We start from the raw sequence: 20,237 nt of genomic DNA on the forward strand, positions 1-20,237 counted from the left end.
ATTTTGGGCATCCTTTTGACTGTTTGTGTTGGTTGTTTAATGATACACAAATTACTGAATTTTAGTAATATGCAGCGAGGATGCCCCTTATTATTTTAAATTAACTTTTTAAACATACCTTCTCATAGATCAAAGTTCATAGCTATTTCAAATACACCATCTTCTTTTGGTATGCAAACATTCTTCCGGCATTATTGAGGATCGAAAGTTTATAAGTATAAATTCCTGACGGGAGGTTATCGGGTTTGAATCGTGCGTTGAAGGAGCCGGCAGGGTGGTCACCTGAAACGAGTACCGACACTTCTTCACCGAGCATGTTGAACACGGAAAGCTTCACAAATGCTGATTCTGCGAGGGTATAGACTATTGTGGTTGCCGGATTAAATGGATTGGGATAATTCTGCAAAAGGGCGAAGGTGTTAGCCTGTGGTTCTTCTTCTTCCACTCCCGTGAGGTTGTTCATTTCCGAAAGGCATGCCTGAAAGACATCTTCCTCCACATCATACCAGCCGCTGTAAACGCCATATCCCCATTGACCGCCGTTGGTGATGAAAACTATTCCAAACCGTTTACCGGTTGGGTAGTATGCATCGCTGATAAGTCCATAAGCTTCACCGGGATGACCGTAGAGTACTTCAGATGGCAGCAATTCGGTGGTTCTGTGCTGTCCGTAGCTGTAGGAATTGAAGATACCGTAGTAGTTGTTGCCGTTGGTGTTGTCGTAGATCCAGTTCATCACTCTTAGTCGGGCACAGGTGGTGTCATTTAAGATACGAGAATTGCCGTACAAACCGTTATTAAGAAGTGCAGTCAAAATTTTCGAAAGATCGTGAGCAGAAGTGCGGAGTCCACCTTGAGGACCAAATATCAGTCCGTTATTTCCGATAACATATTGCGAAAAATCGCGAGGTGGAGGTTTAATACCGTTGAAGTTGTCCGCCTGTGCCACCCATTGTCCGCCGCTTTTTCTGTAGAGTACCGCAATATCGTTGAATGATGAAATGTCCTGAATGTTATATCCAGCATCCATCCCGAGGGGAATAAAAATATTTTCTCTGCAATAGATATCGAATCTCTTTCCTGAGACCTTTTCAACAACCGCTCCGATCACCCCAAAATCGACATTGGAGTATTGAAAATAGTTTGAATTTGGTGATTTGGTGTTGCTGAACATGTCGGAGGTGTAATATGATCCGCCTGAAGTCAGGAGAGCCTGAATATTTGGCGGTGGATTCTGATTGTAGGTAGCCGAAAGGAAACCGTCGTAGCCCGAACCGTCCCTCAGGCTTGCGGTATGGGAAATCACCTTTCGAACAGTAATTATGTCATTGGGATATGAAGGATTGCGTAGATTAAATCCGAGATAATTGCTGATGTCAGCATCGAGGTTTACAAGTCCTTTTTCATACAGTTGCATCAGTGCTATGGCAGCCACCATTTTTGAAATGGAGGCGATACGATAAATTGATGAATCGTTAACGGGAAGATTGCGCCCCACATCCCTTAGTCCAAATCCTTTTGAATACGAAACTCCCTTATCCTTCACTACCGTTACAGACATCCCGAGGACGCCCCTGTTATTTTTTATTGCTTCAAGTTTTGTGGTTAGCTGTTGACTCTGTGAATGAATGCCCGTCGTAAGTAAGAGGAGGGCAAACAACAATGTCTTTTTCATAAGATTCCCGTGTGAAAAAAGTAAAAGTTACACGGGTAAATTAGTCATAATTTTTAGTGTGACTGCAAAAGGGGCGTTACTTATTGAATAACACCTCTTTTTTACTATTCAAGCCTGATCTTCAGAAGTATCACTTCGGAATCACTTCCGAGTCTTACCGGCGGACCCCAAACACCGGCACCCGATGAAATGTAATATTGTGTGTTTCCTCTTTTATGGTAGCCCCAGGCTTTTTCATAGATCTTCTGAACGATAAGATTGGCGGGGAACAACTGCCCGTTGTGGGTATGTCCCGAAAGCTGCAGATCCACTCCGTTTTGTTCCGCCTGTTCAAGGTTGTAGGGCTGGTGATCGAGTAAAATTACGGGGAGATTCAGCTCTTTTACACTTTCCATCAGTTCGGAGAGTTCTTTCCTTTTTTTATTGGCAAACCTGTTGATGGAGAGGTCTTCTCTTCCGACCACCACCAGTGAACTATCTATTACAATGCTTGAATCAGCAAGGAGGGAGATGCCCGATCTTTTGATAAATTCGACACTCTCCCGGTATCCGTTTATAAACTCATGGTTGCCATTGATGGTGTAAACGCCCAGCGGTGCCTTTATTTCCCGCAGTTTTTTGTCGATCTGGTGCCTCTCAAGGTGGTGTGCCTTGTCATCAATAATATCACCACCCATAAGAATAAGATCGGGATTGAGACCTTTCAAAATATCGTGAATCTGGACAGCCTTTCCGTAACCTGTTATTGGCGAGAAGTGGGAATCGGAAAGAAACGCGATCTTCATTTCGGAAACTTTACTTCCTTTTTTTGGAAGTGTAATCTCCAGGGTTTTCACCTTGATGTCACCAGCGTTGTAGAGACCGTACCCGACCACTCCGATCAGATAAACCATCACAACACCAAAGACGGCGAGCTTGAAGTACTGCGGGTTTGAAAAGATATTGTAAGGAACAAAAGGGAAAAAGCGGTCGATCAGTCTGACTATATCGAGAAGGAAAACCGCCATAAATGAATAAAGAAGTATCGCAAACCAGAGTGCCCCCCAATAATGCACAATGTCGTACAGTATTCCGTCCCAGTCGAACACCCTGACGAGAATATATCCCAGCGCCCCGAGCAGGAAGATGGAAGAGTAAACAATTTTAAGGTAAAGCGGTGCTGCATCTATCGCCTGAAGACCCCTGAGATATACATAAAGGTTCGCAGAACCGTAAACGAGGAAGAAGATTGTGAAAAATATTGCCATGTTGTTTGTTTTAAGGTATTAAATGTCGAAATTCACCGGTCACAGGATTAGCCCGCACACAACAGCAGTTTTAGAGAGGATCAGCGGATGCAAGTTATAACACCGATAAACCCGATTTTGTTCAATTGGCGGTTTTTATTCCTCTTCTATCAAAACTAAAAGAGTTAAGTTTGTAGATTGTTAATAATAAAATTACGGAAAAAATGCTTAAAAAAGATTTTCTTGTAGCATCACTGAACGAAAGTGCACAGACAAAACTTGACATGATTGAAGCCTGCGGAGATGACATTCTTGCGGCGATAACCCTCTTTGTTGAATCATTCAAAAACGGCAAAAAGCTCCTCCTCTGTGGAAACGGTGGAAGTGCTGCCGACTGTCAGCATCTCGCAACCGAGTTTATGATCAGACTCAATCACGAATTAAACAGACCCGCAATTCCCGCGATAGCACTGACAACAGACACTTCCAATCTAACTGCCGGTGGAAACGACATCGGTTTCGAGAATGTTTTCGCAAGAAATGTTGAAGGACTCGGAAACACAGGCGATCTCCTGATGGCCGTCTCGACATCGGGAAACTCCGGAAATGTCTTGAAAGCAGTCGAAAAAGCGAAAGAGAAGGGGATGAAAGTGGTTGGCTTCCTCGGTGGCACAGGCGGAAAACTTAAATCGATGGTCGATGTGGCAATAGTAATCCCTTCGAATAATGTCCAGAGAATTCAGGAAGGACACATCACTGCGGGGCACATCATTTTCGAACTAACCGAACTTGAACTTTATTCCGGTAAAATAAAAGGATAGCGATTTGAAAACGGAATTGTTGATTATTGGCGGCGGTGCCTCGGGCATCTGTGCCGGAATTCAGGCTGCCCGCATGGGTATTAAAACCCTGATTGTTGAAGAATCCTCCATGGTCGGCGGAATGTTCCTAGCTGCCGGTGTAACTGCTTTCGACGGGAACAAATATGCAGTCGGAGGCGGAATTTTTGGCGAGTTCAGAAAAAAAATTGAAGACCACTACGGCGGTCCTGACAACACCTTCACCGGCTGGATCAGTCTTACCTGTTTCGAACCCCGCGTTGGACAAAAAGCCCTCGACGAACTCATCGCCTCCGCAGGTGACAACCTCACCATATGGTACAACACCAAACTCGTCTCAATAATCAAGGATGCGAATAATGTCAGGGGGGCGGTGGTTCGAGTACCTGAGAACTTGAGTACTCGAGTACCAGAGTACCAAAGAACCGGAGTATCGGAGAATCTGAGTAATGAAGAAACAGAGCACTCATATACTCAAGTTCTCAATTACTCAAGTACTCAAGTTCAGATCCACGCTGATATTACCGTTGAAGCTACCGAGTACGGGGATGTACTTTATCTGGCGGGACTGCCTTTCAGGTTTGGGAGGGAGTCAACATTTGAGTCAGGTGAACCCTCTGCTCCGCATGATCCCGATGAGATAATTCAGGACCTCACTTTTTGTGCGATTCTTAAAAAAGATCCCGACAACATTAAAATTGTACCTCCATCAGAGAATTACGATCCCGAAAGATTTGTAAACTCAACAGCGGAACATTCCAATTCGACGGATGAAGCATATCTGAACCACAAACTTCACAACTGGGAGAGCTTCATTTCTTATGCCGCACTTCCCAATGATAAATATCTCCTTAACTGGCCCTTCAGATCGAACGATTATCCGACCACAAGGGAAATCTATGACGATTTCGAAAAAAGGGAATGGCACCTCGAGAAGGCGAAGGAGCTGACCCGCGACTACATCCACTACATGCAAACGAAGCTCGGTCATCCCGAGTGGGGAATCGATGAAACAGCTTATGACACTCCAGACCACTTCCCCCCGATTCCTTATGTTCGTGAAAGCAGAAGAGGCATCGGAAATTATTACATGAGAGAATGGGATGTGGTGCCCGATGAATATACCTTGAGACCTCCCCTCATCAGCGACTCGATTGCCGTGGGCGACTATTTCCTCGACCACCATCACAGCCACATGTTCAAGGAACCCGAAGAGAGGCTGTTCGAGGAACTTCCTGCAAATGCACCGTTTCAGATTCCGATGGACTGCCTTATCCCTGCCGGAGTGAACGGACTCCTTCTCGCAGAAAAATCGATTTCCGTATCGCATATTGTGAATGGTTGCACCAGACTTCAACCGTGTGTAATGCTTATTGGTCAGGCGGTTGGTGCCCTCGCTGCCCTCTCCATTAAAAAGGAGAGAAGACCCGCAGACATTTCCGTGATGGATGTTCAGGATGTCCTCCTCGAAGCGGGTTGCCAGCTTTTCCCCTACAAAGACCTCTGGAATACAAATCCCCGGTTTACCAAGATACAGGAACTCGCCATTGCCGGATTCTTTGTGGTGAAAGAGGATTTCTCATTCAGTGGTGAGGAACCCGTTACTGCTCAGGAAATCGAAGCTTATCTCGAAGCTTTCGAAATGGACAGTGACGAGGCAAACGAAATTGTGTTCGAACACGAGGGGAAACCCCGTTACGAACTTTTTGACACACTATACAATCTACTTAAAGCCGGATACTAATGTTTAAGCAAATATTTGCTCTGTTTATTCTATCCGTCTCGCTGTTCGCACAAGGTGTTGACGACCAATACTTTGAAAAGAACGGCGAAGTCTGTTTCCGGTTCCCCGTCTTCGACAAAAGGGAACTGCTTGAAATAACAAAGATCATATCGATCGATAAATTTGACGGTAAATTCGTTACCGCTTATGCAAATAAAGAACAATTCAGAAAATTTGAAAAGAACGGCTATAAGGTTGAAGTGTTGCCCCATCCGGGTGATGTTCCCGTCGCGATGGGAAATCCGAAAGCTCTCGGTCTGTGGGATACCTACCCGACATACGAGACCTATGTGCAGATGCTGAACGATCTCGCCCTCGATTATCCCAACCTCTGCAGAATTGTGGATGCGGGTACCACCACGCAGGGGAGGAAAATACTCTTCGCCGTAATATCCGACAATGTGAACACAACCGAGGCTGAACCCCGCTTTATGCACTCCTCCTCGATGCACGGTGATGAAACCGCTGCCTTCGTCAATATGATCAGGCTTGCGGATTACCTCCTGTCGAACTACGGTATCGATCCTCTCGTAACCACTCTCGTGAACAATCTTGAGATATGGATAAATCCGCTTGCGAATCCGGACGGCACTTACCGCTCGGGTAACTCAACCGTTACGGGCGCAAGAAGAGGAAATGCGAACAATATCGACATCAACAGAAACTTCCCCGATCCCGTTCAGGGACAACATCCCGACGGATACGCATGGCAGCCCGAAACCCAGATAATGATGAATCTCGCCACCTCCAGAAATTTCAACCTTTCTGCAAATTACCACGGTGGTGCCGAAGTTGTTAACTACCCGTGGGATTCAAGAATTGCCCGCCATCCCGATGACAACTGGTGGCAGGTGATCTCGAGAAGATTTGCCGATACTGTCCATTTTTACTGCAACAACAACGGCTATCTCACCGATTTGAACAACGGCATTACAAACGGGTGGGACTGGTACTCGGTCTATGGCGGAAGACAGGATTATTTTACCTACTTCAGATATGGAAGAGAACTGACAATCGAACTCTCGAGCACAAAACTGATTGCAGGCTCCTACATCCCGACCATCTGGGCGTACAATAAAAATGCCTGGCTGAACCTGATGAAAGAATTGCTTACAGGCATAGGTGGAGCTGTCAGAAATCCTGACGGAGCACCCGTCAGGGCAAAAATCTTCATTAACGGTCACGATAACACAAATTCAGAGGTCTATTCCGATTCCCTTTCGGGTGCCTATGCCCGTCTGATTTTTCCGGGATCGTATAACCTGACAGTTTCTGCACCCGGATATCAGACACTCACCATCGACAATGTGGCTGTTCCTGCAGGGGTGAAAACTCCACTCGACATCACTCTTTATCCTGTCGGCTGGACTCCGGTTGAACTGACTTCATTCTCTTCCGAAACGGTAACGGGGGGAGTGAAACTCTTCTGGACAACGGCAACCGAGACAAACAACTCCCGTTTTGATATCGAAATGTCGAAAGATGGTTCCAATTTTGAGGTGGTGTCATCTGTCAGAGGTGCCGGCACTTCCACAACACACAACAGTTACGAAGCGACAGTTCCTCTTTCTGAAAAAGGGACATACCACTTCCGGTTGAAACAGATCGACCTCGACGGCTCGTTCACGAACAGCAACACAATTCAGGCTGAATACGGCGTTATCGGCAGTTTTGTGCTCGATCAGAACTACCCGAACCCCTTTAATTCTTCCACGGTTCTCAACTTTTCACTACCCTCTGCCTCACATGTCACTCTGATTGTCTGGTCAATCGAGGGACAGGAAATTGATAAAAAAGACCTCGGAACAATGGAAGCGGGTAACCACTCTCTCAGATATGAGGCAGCAAACCTGACGAGCGGAAACTACATATTCAGATTGAATGCGGGGAGTTTTACCGCTTCAAGAAAATTCACATATCTAAAATAACAGGACTACGGAGCAACCCAAGATGATGTTAAAGCAGCTTTTCTTTCTCGTTTTTACCACCATTTCAATTTTCTCGCAGTATGCGGGCATCAACCTCGATACCGTAAAAGCCGGAAAATGGGATATGGGGAGGATGTGGACTTTTGAAAAACCGCCTGTCGACTACTTTGACAAAACCTACAATTTCCGACCGTCAGAGGAATGGTTAACAAAAGTAAGAAGAGCTGCACTTCGTTTCGGTGGAGGTTGCACTGCCTCCTTCATCTCCGAAGACGGTCTCATAATGACCAACCACCACTGCGCCAGAAATATCATCTACAAAGGTCAAAAGGAGGGTGAAGACTTCCTGAGAGACGGATTTTATGCCGGAACTGACGAAAACGAGAGAAGAATCCCCGATCTTTCCATCGAACAGCTCGTTTATATAGAGGATGTTACCGAAAAAATAAACGATGCCCTCGTTACCGCCAAAACAGACGAAGAAAGAATCGCCATCAAAAAAGCTAAATCGGAAGAACTCATCGATGAGGCTACTGAAAAGAATCCCGGACTCAATTTCATGGTCGTTCCCCTTTACAACGGAGGAAGGAACTCCCTTTACGGCTACAAAAAATATGATGATGTGCGGCTCGTTTTTGCTCCCGACCTCAGAACCGCAAAACTCGGCGGCGACTACGACAATTTCACCTTCCCGAGATACGGACTCGATTGCATGTTCTTCCGTGCCTACGAAAACGGCAAGCCGATAAAAACAGATGACTGGTTTGCGTGGAGTGAAAAAGGAGCAGATGAAGGCGAAGCTGTTTTTGTGATCGGAAATCCCGGCAGCACCTCCCGCCTCAACACCATTGCACAGATGGAGTTTGAGCGGGACTACCTCAATCTCCCTGTGGTTGAATGGCTGAGTGAACTCTACAAAATCATTGAACAGCAGGTGCTCAACGGAAACACAGAAAACTACAAACTTATCGCCGAACTTTATTCCATCGGCAACGGTCTGAAAGTTTACGACGGTATTTATAAAGGTCTGAACGACCAGTATCTCGTTGCCCGCAAGAAGGATTTTGAGAAGAATTTCAAAGCGGCAGTCATGGCGAATCCCGCTCTGAAAGAAAAATACGGGCACATCTGGGACGAAGTTGCCGAAGGACGCGAACGGCTGAAACCGATTGCAAGAGAGCTTTTTGGATATAACTTCAACCGCAGATATTCACCCGAACTTTTCCGGATAGCTTCCACCCTGGTAACTGTTGCCGAAGGGAAAAAATCGAATCCTGACAAGTTCACAGTGGAAAAACTTGATTCCATCGCCGCTACATTTTTCCCTGCGTCCATGAATCTCGAAACGCAGGAACGCTACCTCCAGGTGCAGGTGAATCTCATTCTCCGCAATCTCTCAGGGAACAAGGAATTGATGGAGCTCCTCTTTGCGGGAAAAACGGGAAGTGAAGCGAAGAAACAACTGCTCGCCGGCACAAAACTTATGGACAAATCGTACAGAGATAAACTCCTTAAAGGTTCATCAGATGATATTTTGAACTCAACCGATCCTGTAATTAAATTCATCCTCACGGCTAAGAAAAAACTTGCCGAATACGGAAAGATCAACAAGGAAGTGTTGTCGCGCGATCAGGTAAACAACAGCATGCTCGGTGAAGCCCTTTTCAAAGTTTACGGAGAGTCGATTCCCCCCGATGCCACCTTTACACTCAGAATCAATGACGGTGTGGTAAAAGGGTACAATTACAACGGAACAGTTGCACCCGTAAAAACCACTTTTTATGGTGTTTTGGACAGATATTACTCATTCGGGAAGAAATTTCCATTTAACCTCCCAAAAATCTGGGAGAACCTGCCAAAAGAGTTTGATCTCTCGACACCACTTAATTTCATTACCACAAACGACATCATTGGCGGCAATTCAGGTTCACCGATGATCAATAAAGAAGGTAAAATCGTTGGACTCGTCTTCGACGGTAATGTGGAATCCCTCACCGCCGACTTCATCTACACCGACGAAGCCAACAGAGCCATCGCCGTCCACTCACAGGGCATGGTCGAAGCCATCTCAGACCTCTATGGGGCTAAAAAACTCGCACAGGAGATAGTGAAAGGGAAGAGGTAAGTAGCGAAGTAGCGGAGAATCGGAGTAGCGGATGATCAAAAAATTCAAAACCTTTGAAGAAGCTCAGCAGGATCTTTGGTGTTTTAACCCCGACGAAGCTTATTACAAAAGAGTAAAAGAATTTTATGAACTCACCTCTCACCTGAGGAAATTCAAAGTACACAAAGGTGTCCTGAAATTTAAAACCTTCGAGGAAGCCCAGGCACACCGGGAGAGTATGAGAATCAAGTAGCAGAGGTGGAGAATCAGAGTAGCACAGAAAATAATACCTAATACCTAAACCCTAATACCTTCAAAAAGCCCTTGTGGCGACATGTGGGTAGAAACAGGTATAAACTGTAATCTATGAACTATTAGCTGTCCTGAAGGTTGAATTTCGGAAAAGGAGCGACAATCGTCCCGATTGTCCAACCGGGAAGCTTCCATTTAACAAAAAATAATACCTTATACCTAATACATTAAATTGGTTACCATAAAATGAAAAAAACTCTCTTCCTTTTAATATTTCTCTCGGTAATCGCTTTGGCACAGGATGCCATTCCCTCCATCAAGGAATTTGAGAAAACAAAAAGCGATATCAACCGGACGGGGATGCTCGTTCTCGGAGGATGGGCGTTGGCAAACATTGTTTCGGGTACCACCCTCAATTTCACCTTGCAGGGAGAAGCCAAATATTTCAATCAGTTTAATGCCCTCTGGAACACCGTAAACCTCGGTCTTGCGATAAACGGACTTCTGAACACAGGTACTGACTCCCTCTCCCTTTACAATTCCGTAACCGGGCATCAGACACTTCAAAACATATTCGTTCTTAATGCCGGGCTCGACCTCGCATACATCGCCACCGGCTTCTTCCTCAAAGAAAAAGCTAAATCCTCCGAAAAGAAAGAACTCCTCACAGGATACGGCAACAGCCTTCTCGTTCAGGGTGCCTTCCTCCTCGTCTTTGATGCCGCAATGTATTTTGTCCACCAGAACAATGCGAATGTAACCCTTTACCCGCTACTTGGTACCATCACCGATCCCGGAGTGGGGATTGGGATGAGGGTGGGGGTGGGGTTTTAGGGGGAGACCATATCTAACCATGCCTTACAAAAACTACACAGCCACCATATCGCTCGATGAAGAATCCAAAACATTCTCCGGCGAAGTGATCAACATTAAAGATGTGATAACTTTTCAAGCCGAATCCTTGACCGAACTGGAAAAAGCATTTCACGATTCAGTGGATGACTATATTGAATTCTGCCACTCCCTGAACGAAGAACCCGAAAACCCGACCTTATAAACCTGTCTCACGGGTTGCTACAAAGAATTTAATCTTCTGATCACAAATCGTTCCGGAATTTATTAAATTCGTCATTGGAATTTTTCGTTTCCTGAAATTTTCGAGCTAAAAAACCAAAAACGATCTTAAGTGAGATTATGCTGACAATTGAAGAAGTCAAGAAATTAATTGAAGTAATGGAGTCCGACAGGATTGAGTGGACAACTTCAACCGAGGAGAAGAAACTCGGGCAGGCAATTTGTGCTTTCTCGAATGATTTTTCCTGCCGCAGATTACCCGGTTATATTCTGATTGGAGTTAATGACCATGGCAAAATAGCAAATCAGACGATAGACGATCGAATCCTGCAAAACCTTGGTGCTATCCGCTCTGATGGTAACATCCTTCCACAGCCCGTAATAGTTGTTAGTGATGTATATAAATTCCCCGAAGGAGATGTTGTATATATTGAGGTGCAACCTTCAGAATTCCCTCCGGTCAGATACAAAGGGCAATGTTGGATAAGAGTTGGTCCTCGCAAAGCGGTAGCTAACGAAACCGAAGAAAAATTACTCATAGAGAAACGAATATCCGGTGCCAAAAACTTTGACATGCAACCAAATCTGGAAAGCAGTATAGATGATCTGGATATAAATGCATTTAAATTGGTTTATCAGCCAATTGCTGTGGATCAGGAAACTATTGCATCAAATAACAGAAGTATCGAACAACAACTCGCATCGTTAAGATTCTATGACCAAAAGTCTGGATTGCCAACCAATGCAGGTCTTTTAACTCTCGGTTATAATACAATATTTTTCTTCCCCGGAGCCTATATACAATTTCTTAAGTACGATGGTGTGGAAGTATCTCCATCCCCGAGGGATCAAAAGTTCTCTGGGCCATTAATTTCCTTATTAAAAAATCTTGATGACTTTATAAAAACGAATATAGTCATGAAAAAGCCGGTTGATGACGGAACAATGAGGGATGAATATTATGAAAACTACCCCTACCGCGCATTGAGAGAACTGGTTCTTAATGCAATAATGCACAGAAATTATGAATCAAATTCCCCGATTTATATAAATGAATTTGATGACCGGATCGAAATTACGAATCCGGGCGGATTGTTTGGTGAAGTGTCACCCGAAAATTTCCCTGATGCAAGTTCATACAGAAATCCGGTAATTTCGGAAGTGATGCGTGTATTGGGATATGTGAATAAATATAATTTCGGCATTCGTTTCTCGAATCAACTACTTGAGAAAAACGGGAACGGGCTTGCTGAGTTTGTTATAAATGATCCCCGAAGGTTTTCAGTAACGATTAAGAAAAGTAAAATATGGCTCGAATCGTAACTTTCTTTAATAATAAAGGAGGAGTTGGTAAGACAACCCTGGTATATCATACTGCTTGGATGATGTCAGAACTTGGTTACAGGGTACTTGTTGTCGATTTAGACCCTCAGTCTAATCTTACGGCAGCTTTTTTATCCTCTGAAAGGATGGAAGAAATTTATATCGGTGAAACAAGTGAATTGACAATTCTGCACTCATTAAAGCCAGTAATCGAAGGTGAACCTTTCATATCCCCGCATATAGAGGAAATAAGTGAAAAAATATCTTTGATACCGGGAGATCTTGCACTTTCAGCAGTGGAGGATAATCTCAGTGATGCATGGACAAAGTGCTTAAACGGGGATGCTTATGCTTTTAAAGTTACATCAATTTTTAATTCGATAATTGAAGATTCTGTTGCAAGGATTAATCCGGATTTAGTATTGGTCGATATTGGCCCCAATCTTGGAGCATTGAACCGGAGTGTCCTTATTGCCACTGACTATATTATTATTCCGGTAGCCCCTGACCTCTTTTCACTTCAAGGTCTAAAAAATATTGGTGAAACTCTAACAAAATGGCGTTTGGAATGGGGTGAAAGAGCGACAAAAAATCCCAAACCTACTCAAATCAAGTCTCCTGCCAGAGGGATGAAAGCATCCGGTTATGTAATCCTTCAACATTCCGCAAGAGAGAACCGTCCTGTTAAAGCTTATCTGAAATGGTCTCAAAGAATACCCGATATTTATCATTCCAGAGTATTGAAGGACAGCACACAGCCCGCATCAATCGAAGTTGATGAAAGTTGTCTGGGACTCCTTAAGCATTATCACAGCCTGGCACCAATGGCTATGGAAGCGCGTAAACCCATGTTCCTGCTAAAGCCGGCAGATGGTGCCATTGGGGCGCATATGACAGCAGTACTGAAATGTTATGAGGACTTCAAATCACTAACAGAGAGTGTTTTAAGTGCGTGTGGGGAAGTCGAACCTAAACGAGAATAAAAAAGTGTTGTTCCCACTCCCCCCTCAAATAATTTCATTTTTTTCTTTTTAATTCACGGGCTATTCTAATATTTCGATTTTTTTTCGTAAATTGGAGATTAATCAATCCGCTTTCATCAAAACCCCAAAATTGTATTTAATAAGTGTGTAAACAATAAAATATGGAACTGCTATGAAAAAAATTGGAATTTTATTCGGTATGGAAGAAACCTTTCCACCGGCGTTTGTGGAGAGAGTAAACTCGAAGAAGGAAAAGGATATTGTTGCCGAGTTTGTACAGATAGACAAGGTAATGCAGGGACAGCCGGGCGGCTACTCGGTGATTATCGACAGGATTTCACAGGATGTCCCCTTCTACCGCGCTTATCTGAAAAATGAAGCGATTACCGGAACTTCCGTTATCAATAATCCATTCTGGTGGAGTGCAGACGACAAATTTTTCAACAATGCGCTCGCCCTTGCTGTCGGTGTTGCAGTTCCAAAAACGGTAATACTCCCCTCAAATGTTCATCCTACTGACACAACAACAAAATCGTTCAGAAATCTGAAATACCCTCTCGACTGGGACGGCATCTTTAATTATATCGGATTTCCTGCGTTTTTCAAGCCTTTTGCAGGTGGCGGTTGGAAAAATGTTTACAGAATTGAAGACAAGGAACAGTTTTTCAAAGCGTACAACGAGACGGGTCAACTGGTTATGATGCTTCAGGAGGAGATACAGTTCACCGATTATTTCCGTTGCTACTGCATCGACAGGAAAGATGTGCGGATAATGGCTTACGATCCAAAACAGCCGCACCACCTCCGCTATGTAAGGGAAAAACAGCATCACGGTAAAGCACTTCTTGCCAAAATAAAGGAAGGTGTGATGAAACTGAACAATGCTCTCGGCTACGATTTCAATACAGTTGAATTCGCGGTTCGGGACGGCGTTCCATATGCGATCGATTTCTGCAATCCCGCTCCCGATGCGGATGTCTATTCAGTAGGCGAAGAAAATTTTGAATGGGTGGTGGAAGCCGCCGCAAACATGGCAATAAGAAGAGCAAAAAAAGCAAAAGCTAACAAATTTAATACCGTCTGGGGCGACTTCGTTAAAAGTGCTGCCCAGGGAAACATAATCGAGTGAGGCACCATGTCCAACAGTCCAACATTTACCCTTGGAGTTGAAGAGGAATTTCAGATTATTGATCCTCATTCCAGGGAATTGAAATCGCACATACAGGAGATATTTGAAGACGGCGAACTGATACTCAAAGAGTTTCTGAAGCCCGAAATGCACCAGTCGGTTGTGGAAACGGGTACGGGTGTCTGTAAAAATGTTAAAGAGGCAAAATCGGAAGTGTTCCGCCTTCGCAGCGAACTTGCCAAGCTTGCTTTCAAAAACAATTTAAGAATTGCAGCCGCAGGAACTCATCCATTCTCACACTGGAAGGACCAGAGAATAACCGAACATCCCCGCTATAAACAGGTGGTGGATGACATGCAGCTTGTTGCCCGTGCCAATCTGATATTCGGACTCCATGTCCATGTCGGAGTTGAAGACCGCGAAACGGCAATTCACATCATGAATGCCGCCCGCTATTTTCTGCCGCACATCTTTGCCCTTTCCACCAATTCCCCCTTTTGGGTGGGAAGAAACACAGGCTTCAGGTCGTATCGTGTGAAGGTATTCGACAGATTCCCGAGAACGGGCATTCCCGACTATTTCATGTCGATTGGCGAATATGACAACTATGTTAACCTTTTGGTCAAGACCAACTGTATCGACAATGCGAAAAAAATCTGGTGGGATATCAGGCTTCACCCCTTCTTCCCGACGATTGAGTTCCGCATCTGCGACATCCCGATGAGGGCTGATGAGACCATCGCACTTACTGCACTTATGCAGGCGGTGGTTGTGAAACTCTACAGACTGATCCGCCAGAACCTCGGTTTCCGTCTCTACAGAAGAGCGTTGATTGCCGAAAACAAGTTCCGTGCTTCAAGATACGGAATTACCGGTAAGCTGATCGATTTTGGCAAGAGAGAGGAAGTGCCGACCGTTGACCTGATCCATGAACTCCTCGAGTTTGTTGATGATGTTATTGACGATCTCGACAGCCGCGAAGAGATTGAGTATGTACACCGCATCCTCGAAATGGGTACGGGTGCCGACAGACAACTCGCCGTCTGGGAACAGAGCTACGACCTGAAAAATGTAACCGACTATATAATTGATGAGACCCATAAGGGGTTGAATCTGAGTAGCTGAGAGACCAGAGAGACTTGAGAAACTCGAGAGACTTGAGAAACTTGAGAAACTCAAGTCACTCAAGTACTCAGGTCACTCAGGTACTCTCTATGGTTCATACTTTCCACCAACTAAAACTGAGACTATGGTAAAAGAGATAAGATCCCTGTATAATGCAGGATTTACGGAAGAGAGATACAATTCGTTTATTGGAGATTTGAACACTGCTGCCGGGGTGAAACTCGATTTCAGGGTGTGTGAAACTCCCTTGTTCCTCTCGGATGAACTGACAAAGACTTTGGAGAAGGCGTGTGCCGAACTTATCGGACAGCTTGATACCGATGAGTACAGAAAGTATGCCGAGGCTTCAATTCCGGAAGGGCTGGCGGTTCCGAACCGTGCTGATCACCCTGTCTTTTTGCAGATAGATTTCGCAATTTGCGATGATGGCAAAGGTGGATTTATTCCCAAACTGATCGAGCTTCAGGGTTTCCCCTCGCTTTACGGCTTTCAGGTCTATTATGATGATGTTTTCCTGCGGCATTTCGAGGTTCCCGAAAATTATACTGCCTACTACAGCGGTCTCAGTCGAGATTCGTATGTGGAACTGTTGCGAAAAACCATTCTCGGTGACTCAAATCCTGAAAATGTGATTCTTCTTGAAATTGAACCGGACAAACAGAAAACCCTGATCGATTTTGTTGTTACCGAACAATTAACGGGCGTAAAACCTGTGTGCATTACCGATGTCATCAAAAAAGGGAGACAACTCTTCTATAAATCTGGTGACAGGGAAGTGCTGATCGAACGGATTTACAACAGGGTGATATATGACGAATTGTTCAGAAAAGATGTGAAAGCTGCTTTTTCATTTCAGGATGACCTGGATGTGCGCTGGGTTGGGCATCCCGACTGGTTTTTCCTCATCAGCAAATATTCCCTTCCATATCTCAAAGGGGAATATGTGCCCGAGTGCCACTTCCTTTCCGACTTGAAGGAGTATCCCGCTGATCTAGAGAATTTTGTGCTCAAACCCCTCTTTTCATTTGCGGGTCTGGGTGTTGAAGTGGAAGTAACAAAAGAACTTCTTGATTCGAAAACGGAGAGGGAAAACTACATTCTGCAAAGAAAAATAGAGTATGCCCCGCTGATTCTCACCCCCGAAGGCTACTCAAAATGTGAAATAAGAATGATGTTTCTGTGGAATGAAAAACCCGTCCTTGTGAACAATCTCACCCGCTTCTCAAAAGGAAAAATGATGGGTGTCGATTTCAACAAAAACAAAACATGGGTGGGATCGGCAACGGCGTATCATCCAAAGCAGGTATTAGGTATTAGGTATTAATTGAGGTAGCCGGGAATTGGCGATGAATGCTTTATCGGAAAAAAGTTTAAAGTTTGCAGTCCGGATATTTAAATTAGCAAAGCATCTGGATAGTAAAAAAGAATTTATTATCTCAAATCAGATTCTTAGATCAGGCACAAGCATTGGAGCTAATATAAGCGAAGCTCTTTATGCAGAATCAAAATTGGATTACATTCATAAGTATTCGATCGCCCAAAAAGAGTGTTCAGAAACCCTTTACTGGTTGATGATCCTTAATGAAACAAAAATTTTATCGACCGAAGAGTTTACAAGCATCAATGATGACTGTATAGAACTAATGAAACTTTTAGTAAAAACCTTGAAAACTCTTAAATCGAAAAAAAATAATACCTAATACCTAATACCTAATACCTTCTCTCATTTTCCAAAAATATCATTATAGATAACAAACGCCATCAAGCCGATAAGGAGCGCCATGCCGGTATTCATTATGCGGAGCTTGATTTTGAGGGGGATTTCCCGTTTGATTATCGATTCGATGATAATGAAAACGAGATGACCACCGTCAAGTACGGGAATCGGGAAAAGGTTGAATATTGCAAGGCTGAGCGAAAGCATCGCGATGAAATAGAGGAATCCCGACATTCCTTTGTCTGCGGAATCGGCAGCTATCTGGGCGATTTTTACGGGACCGCCGAAAGCTTTTCCGAACGCCACATCTCCTGAAATAACCTTGCCAAGCATCGAGAAGGTAAGAACAGTAACTGAACCGATCTGTTCGATGCTTTTGCCGCCTGCCTCAAAGAAACCATAGTTGTAGCTTGTAAACATGGTGGTATCGGATTTTCCACCGAGTGCGATTCCGGCTTTCCATGCTCCAGCTTCATCCTGTTTCGGGGTCACAGCAATTGCGAGTGTGTCTTTACCTCTTAGGATTGTAAAATCAACAGGTTTCCCTTTGGAATGGGAGATAATGTCGATAACCTGAGTAACCGAATTTACGGGTTCGCTGTTCAGAGCGAGGATTTTGTCTTTTGGTTTTATGCCCGCTTTGCCCGCAGGGGTTGAGGCATCTGTATTGTCAACGAAAGGTTCGGTTTTATCGAGGATCGGGAAAAGGGGACCCTTCGACTCATCCTTCGGCACATTTTGTTTGGGAATTGTAACTGTCTTCTTTTCGCCATTGCGTTCAAATTCCACTGTTATATCCCTGCCTGCGTTGTGAATCAGAACCTGTTCGCTAATTTCGTGGAGATATTTAATTTTGTTGTTGTTGATGGCGGTAATCAAATCACCTTTCTGGAATCCGTGCTTTTCAGCGAGTGATTCCTTTGGGATGTAGTTGAGACCTCTTACCTCAACCAGTTGTTTTCCCATCGAGATGTTCATTCCCCAGAAGATGACCACTGCGAGGAGGATATTCATAAGAATTCCACCGAGGATAACAAATATCTTTGCAGGTGCAGATTTCGACCTGAATTCGTAGGATTTTGGTTCGGTCTGAGCATATTCTGCATCAAGACTTTCATCCACCATGCCCGAGATTTTCACATAACCTCCGAGCGGAAGCCAGCAGAGTCTGTAGTCGGTGTAGCCTTCGAGGTCAAGATCTTCGGGAAGTGCGCCAAAAGAGAGTCCGCGGTTTTTGCTCCATCCGACAACTCTTCTTCCAAATCCTATGGCAAACGCCTCGGTTCTCATTCCCGTCATTTTGGCGGCAAGGAAGTGACCGAGTTCATGCACAAAAACAAGAACTGCTATAGTGATTATAAAATAAATTACTTCTTGCATTAAATTATTCGCTCCTTCAATGTAAACTCAGTGCGAGTTTTCTTGTTTTTTGGTCTGTTTCATAAACTGTCGGAAGGTCGGGCGATTTTTCAACCGCAATTTTGTCGAGACACTTCCTTATTAAAGCAGGAATACCGGTAAAACCGATTTCCTTGTCTAAAAACTTCTGAACTGCAATCTCGTTTGCAGCATTAACGATACACGGGGCAGTTCCGCCTGCTTCGAGGGCATCGTAGGCGATGGCGAGACAGTCGAATTTCTCTTTGTCGGGTGGAAAGAAGTTCAGTGTGCCTATGAGAGGGAAGTTGTTTTTTACAAAATCCGCACCAATTCTCTTTGGATATGTCATCGCATATTGAATCGGCAGCTTCATATCGGGTACACTCAACTGTGCTTTTACCGATCCGTCAACAAACTCAATCATTGAATGAATAATCGACTGGGGATGTACCACCACATCAAGTTTGTCTGCCTTCAGGTCAAAGAGCCAGCGGGCTTCGATCAGTTCGAGTCCCTTGTTCATAAGAGTAGCTGAATCAATCGTTATTTTTGCGCCCATTTTCCATGTCGGATGTTTTAGAGCCTGCTCGACTGTAACCTTTTCAATTTCCTCTTTGGTAAACCGGAGAAAGGGACCACCCGAGGCGGTAAGAATTATCCTGCTGATCTCGTTTACATGCTCACCTATGAGACACTGAAAGATGGCAGAATGTTCCGAATCGACGGGTATCATTTCAGAATCGTACTCGCTGCAGAGTCCTTTTATATGCTCACCGGCAACCACAAGGGTTTCCTTGTTGGCGAGGGCGATTCTCTTCCCTTTTTTTATCGCTTCAACTGTGGGTCTGAGACCGGAAAATCCGACAACCGCACCGACGAAGACATCGTAGTCTATTTCAGTTGCAAGGTCGGAGAGACCCTCCTCGCCTGCGAAAACCTTCACTTCCGGACTGATCCGGGACCTCAAAACCGCCGCAGCCTCTTTATCCACAACGCAGACAGCTTCAGGCTTGAACTCGGCTATCTGAGCTTCGAGAAGATCAATTTTGTTGTTTACACTTAAGGCTGTTACTTTAAATTGATCTTTCAGGTGGCGCACCACTTCGAGAGTGTTTACGCCGATGGACCCCGAGGAGCCCAGAATTGCAATTTTTTGCATTAAACCGTTATAAAAAATATCGTGAAAAAGCCATTAATATGTTGAGAATCACCAGAGTGTTAATGCTGATATCAACTCTTTTTAGTTTGCCCAAAAGCGTGTAGGCTTCTTCATTGAGGGGCTGGTCTGACTTTAAGCCGGGCAGAAGAAGACCTTTAATCTTCTTTGCTGAAGGAATCATCACCGCACCGATAAGAATGAGGATGATGACCATTACAAACTGTTTTGTGTAGAGCCAGTGATTCGCACCGCTCGCAAACTTGAAAAATCCGTAATCCATCGAAAGAGAGAGGTATAAACCGGTAAGAAGTACTCCCATTGAACCGATTATTCCGATAAGATTCAGCGAGCTGATCCATGTCAGAATAAGCCCTTTTTCCTCGGGCATCCCCTTTGCATTATTGATTCTTGATCTAAGAATTATCCCGTAAACAAGAAGTGAAAGCCACAGACCTGCACTAACTATATGTACGATTTTTAATATTGGTATTAACGGCATCCGTTTTTCCTGTTTGTTAAGAAACTGACTTGTAAGAATAA

General features: G+C 44.4%; 18 protein-coding genes. 13 read left to right on the plus strand and 5 right to left on the minus strand.

From position 1 onward, the window contains the following. Positions 1-142: 142 nt before the first annotated feature. Positions 143-1,675: a serine hydrolase gene (locus LCH52_13290; GenBank protein MCA0389456.1), complete on the minus strand. Its 1,533-nt coding sequence runs from the start codon at positions 1,673-1,675 to the stop codon at positions 143-145. 104 nt (positions 1,676-1,779) lie between these two features. Then, on the minus strand, positions 1,780-2,922 hold the full coding sequence (locus LCH52_13295; protein ID MCA0389457.1) for a metallophosphoesterase: 1,143 nt from the start codon (positions 2,920-2,922) through the stop codon (positions 1,780-1,782). Positions 2,923-3,125: 203 nt separating this feature from the next. Between LCH52_13295 and LCH52_13300 the strand changes: the two genes are divergently transcribed. From LCH52_13300 to LCH52_13360, 13 genes are all read left to right on the plus strand, one after another. Further along, a complete protein-coding gene (locus LCH52_13300) occupies positions 3,126-3,722 on the plus strand; it encodes an SIS domain-containing protein (GenBank protein ID MCA0389458.1) in 597 nt (198 codons plus the stop codon). Between the two features lie 4 nt (positions 3,723-3,726). Further along, the gene (locus LCH52_13305) at positions 3,727-5,484 is read left to right on the plus strand and encodes an FAD-dependent oxidoreductase (protein ID MCA0389459.1); all 1,758 of its coding nucleotides are present in this window, start codon (positions 3,727-3,729) and stop codon (positions 5,482-5,484) included. Then, a complete protein-coding gene (locus tag LCH52_13310; GenBank protein ID MCA0389460.1) occupies positions 5,484-7,451 on the plus strand; it encodes a carboxypeptidase regulatory-like domain-containing protein in 1,968 nt (655 codons plus the stop codon). The genes LCH52_13305 and LCH52_13310 overlap by 1 nt, the downstream gene beginning before the upstream one ends. A gap of 22 nt (positions 7,452-7,473) precedes the next feature. Next, positions 7,474-9,576: a S46 family peptidase gene (locus tag LCH52_13315; protein MCA0389461.1), complete on the plus strand. Its 2,103-nt coding sequence runs from the start codon at positions 7,474-7,476 to the stop codon at positions 9,574-9,576. Between the two features lie 31 nt (positions 9,577-9,607). Beyond that, positions 9,608-9,808 (plus strand): hypothetical protein, encoded by a 201-nt coding sequence (locus LCH52_13320; protein MCA0389462.1) that lies wholly within the window; start codon positions 9,608-9,610, stop codon positions 9,806-9,808. A gap of 245 nt (positions 9,809-10,053) precedes the next feature. After that, positions 10,054-10,641 (plus strand): hypothetical protein, encoded by a 588-nt coding sequence (locus tag LCH52_13325; GenBank protein ID MCA0389463.1) that lies wholly within the window; start codon positions 10,054-10,056, stop codon positions 10,639-10,641. A gap of 19 nt (positions 10,642-10,660) precedes the next feature. Continuing rightward, entirely contained in the window at positions 10,661-10,864 is a 204-nt protein-coding gene (locus LCH52_13330; protein ID MCA0389464.1) for a type II toxin-antitoxin system HicB family antitoxin, read from the plus strand. A gap of 137 nt (positions 10,865-11,001) precedes the next feature. Next, on the plus strand, positions 11,002-12,204 hold the full coding sequence (locus tag LCH52_13335) for a putative DNA binding domain-containing protein (GenBank protein ID MCA0389465.1): 1,203 nt from the start codon (positions 11,002-11,004) through the stop codon (positions 12,202-12,204). Beyond that, the gene (locus LCH52_13340; GenBank protein MCA0389466.1) at positions 12,189-13,187 is read left to right on the plus strand and encodes an AAA family ATPase; all 999 of its coding nucleotides are present in this window, start codon (positions 12,189-12,191) and stop codon (positions 13,185-13,187) included. Before LCH52_13335 ends, LCH52_13340 begins: the two co-directional genes overlap by 16 nt. A gap of 172 nt (positions 13,188-13,359) precedes the next feature. Beyond that, positions 13,360-14,316, plus strand: a complete 957-nt coding sequence (locus LCH52_13345; GenBank protein ID MCA0389467.1) for a hypothetical protein — start codon at positions 13,360-13,362, stop codon at positions 14,314-14,316. 6 nt (positions 14,317-14,322) lie between these two features. Next, positions 14,323-15,441, plus strand: coding sequence for a carboxylate-amine ligase (locus tag LCH52_13350; GenBank protein MCA0389468.1), 1,119 nt, complete (start codon positions 14,323-14,325; stop codon positions 15,439-15,441). A gap of 124 nt (positions 15,442-15,565) precedes the next feature. Further along, the gene (locus LCH52_13355) at positions 15,566-16,765 is read left to right on the plus strand and encodes a hypothetical protein (GenBank protein ID MCA0389469.1); all 1,200 of its coding nucleotides are present in this window, start codon (positions 15,566-15,568) and stop codon (positions 16,763-16,765) included. Between the two features lie 22 nt (positions 16,766-16,787). Beyond that, the gene (locus LCH52_13360) at positions 16,788-17,141 is read left to right on the plus strand and encodes a four helix bundle protein (GenBank protein MCA0389470.1); all 354 of its coding nucleotides are present in this window, start codon (positions 16,788-16,790) and stop codon (positions 17,139-17,141) included. A gap of 23 nt (positions 17,142-17,164) precedes the next feature. On the opposite strand, the gene rseP is transcribed toward LCH52_13360, so the two are convergent. From rseP to LCH52_13375, 3 genes are read right to left on the minus strand one after another with little or no spacing between them, the layout of a single operon-like run. Then, complete coding sequence (gene rseP, locus LCH52_13365; GenBank protein ID MCA0389471.1) at positions 17,165-18,538, minus strand: RIP metalloprotease RseP; 1,374 nt, start codon at positions 18,536-18,538, stop codon at positions 17,165-17,167. A gap of 16 nt (positions 18,539-18,554) precedes the next feature. After that, the gene (locus LCH52_13370) at positions 18,555-19,697 is read right to left on the minus strand and encodes a 1-deoxy-D-xylulose-5-phosphate reductoisomerase (GenBank protein MCA0389472.1); all 1,143 of its coding nucleotides are present in this window, start codon (positions 19,695-19,697) and stop codon (positions 18,555-18,557) included. A 7-nt stretch (positions 19,698-19,704) separates the two neighbouring features. After that, the gene (locus LCH52_13375; protein ID MCA0389473.1) at positions 19,705-20,196 is read right to left on the minus strand and encodes a hypothetical protein; all 492 of its coding nucleotides are present in this window, start codon (positions 20,194-20,196) and stop codon (positions 19,705-19,707) included. Between the last annotated feature and the right edge of the window lie 41 nt (positions 20,197-20,237).

Source organism: Bacteroidota bacterium (assembly GCA_020161395.1).
GTDB lineage: Bacteria > Bacteroidota > Ignavibacteria > Ignavibacteriales > Ignavibacteriaceae > UTCHB3.

Coding starts and splice junctions, on each gene's coding strand:
- LCH52_13290 (MCA0389456.1), bottom strand. CDS start 1,675: ATGAAAAAGACATTGTTGTTTGCCCTCCTCTTACTTACGACGGGCATT.
- LCH52_13295 (MCA0389457.1), bottom strand. CDS start 2,922: ATGGCAATATTTTTCACAATCTTCTTCCTCGTTTACGGTTCTGCGAAC.
- LCH52_13300 (MCA0389458.1), top strand. CDS start 3,126: ATGCTTAAAAAAGATTTTCTTGTAGCATCACTGAACGAAAGTGCACAG.
- LCH52_13310 (MCA0389460.1), top strand. CDS start 5,484: ATGTTTAAGCAAATATTTGCTCTGTTTATTCTATCCGTCTCGCTGTTC.
- LCH52_13315 (MCA0389461.1), top strand. CDS start 7,474: ATGATGTTAAAGCAGCTTTTCTTTCTCGTTTTTACCACCATTTCAATT.
- LCH52_13320 (MCA0389462.1), top strand. CDS start 9,608: ATGATCAAAAAATTCAAAACCTTTGAAGAAGCTCAGCAGGATCTTTGG.
- LCH52_13325 (MCA0389463.1), top strand. CDS start 10,054: ATGAAAAAAACTCTCTTCCTTTTAATATTTCTCTCGGTAATCGCTTTG.
- LCH52_13330 (MCA0389464.1), top strand. CDS start 10,661: ATGCCTTACAAAAACTACACAGCCACCATATCGCTCGATGAAGAATCC.
- LCH52_13335 (MCA0389465.1), top strand. CDS start 11,002: ATGCTGACAATTGAAGAAGTCAAGAAATTAATTGAAGTAATGGAGTCC.
- LCH52_13340 (MCA0389466.1), top strand. CDS start 12,189: ATGGCTCGAATCGTAACTTTCTTTAATAATAAAGGAGGAGTTGGTAAG.
- LCH52_13345 (MCA0389467.1), top strand. CDS start 13,360: ATGAAAAAAATTGGAATTTTATTCGGTATGGAAGAAACCTTTCCACCG.
- LCH52_13350 (MCA0389468.1), top strand. CDS start 14,323: ATGTCCAACAGTCCAACATTTACCCTTGGAGTTGAAGAGGAATTTCAG.
- LCH52_13355 (MCA0389469.1), top strand. CDS start 15,566: ATGGTAAAAGAGATAAGATCCCTGTATAATGCAGGATTTACGGAAGAG.
- LCH52_13360 (MCA0389470.1), top strand. CDS start 16,788: ATGAATGCTTTATCGGAAAAAAGTTTAAAGTTTGCAGTCCGGATATTT.
- rseP (MCA0389471.1), bottom strand. CDS start 18,538: ATGCAAGAAGTAATTTATTTTATAATCACTATAGCAGTTCTTGTTTTT.
- LCH52_13370 (MCA0389472.1), bottom strand. CDS start 19,697: ATGCAAAAAATTGCAATTCTGGGCTCCTCGGGGTCCATCGGCGTAAAC.
- LCH52_13375 (MCA0389473.1), bottom strand. CDS start 20,196: ATGCCGTTAATACCAATATTAAAAATCGTACATATAGTTAGTGCAGGT.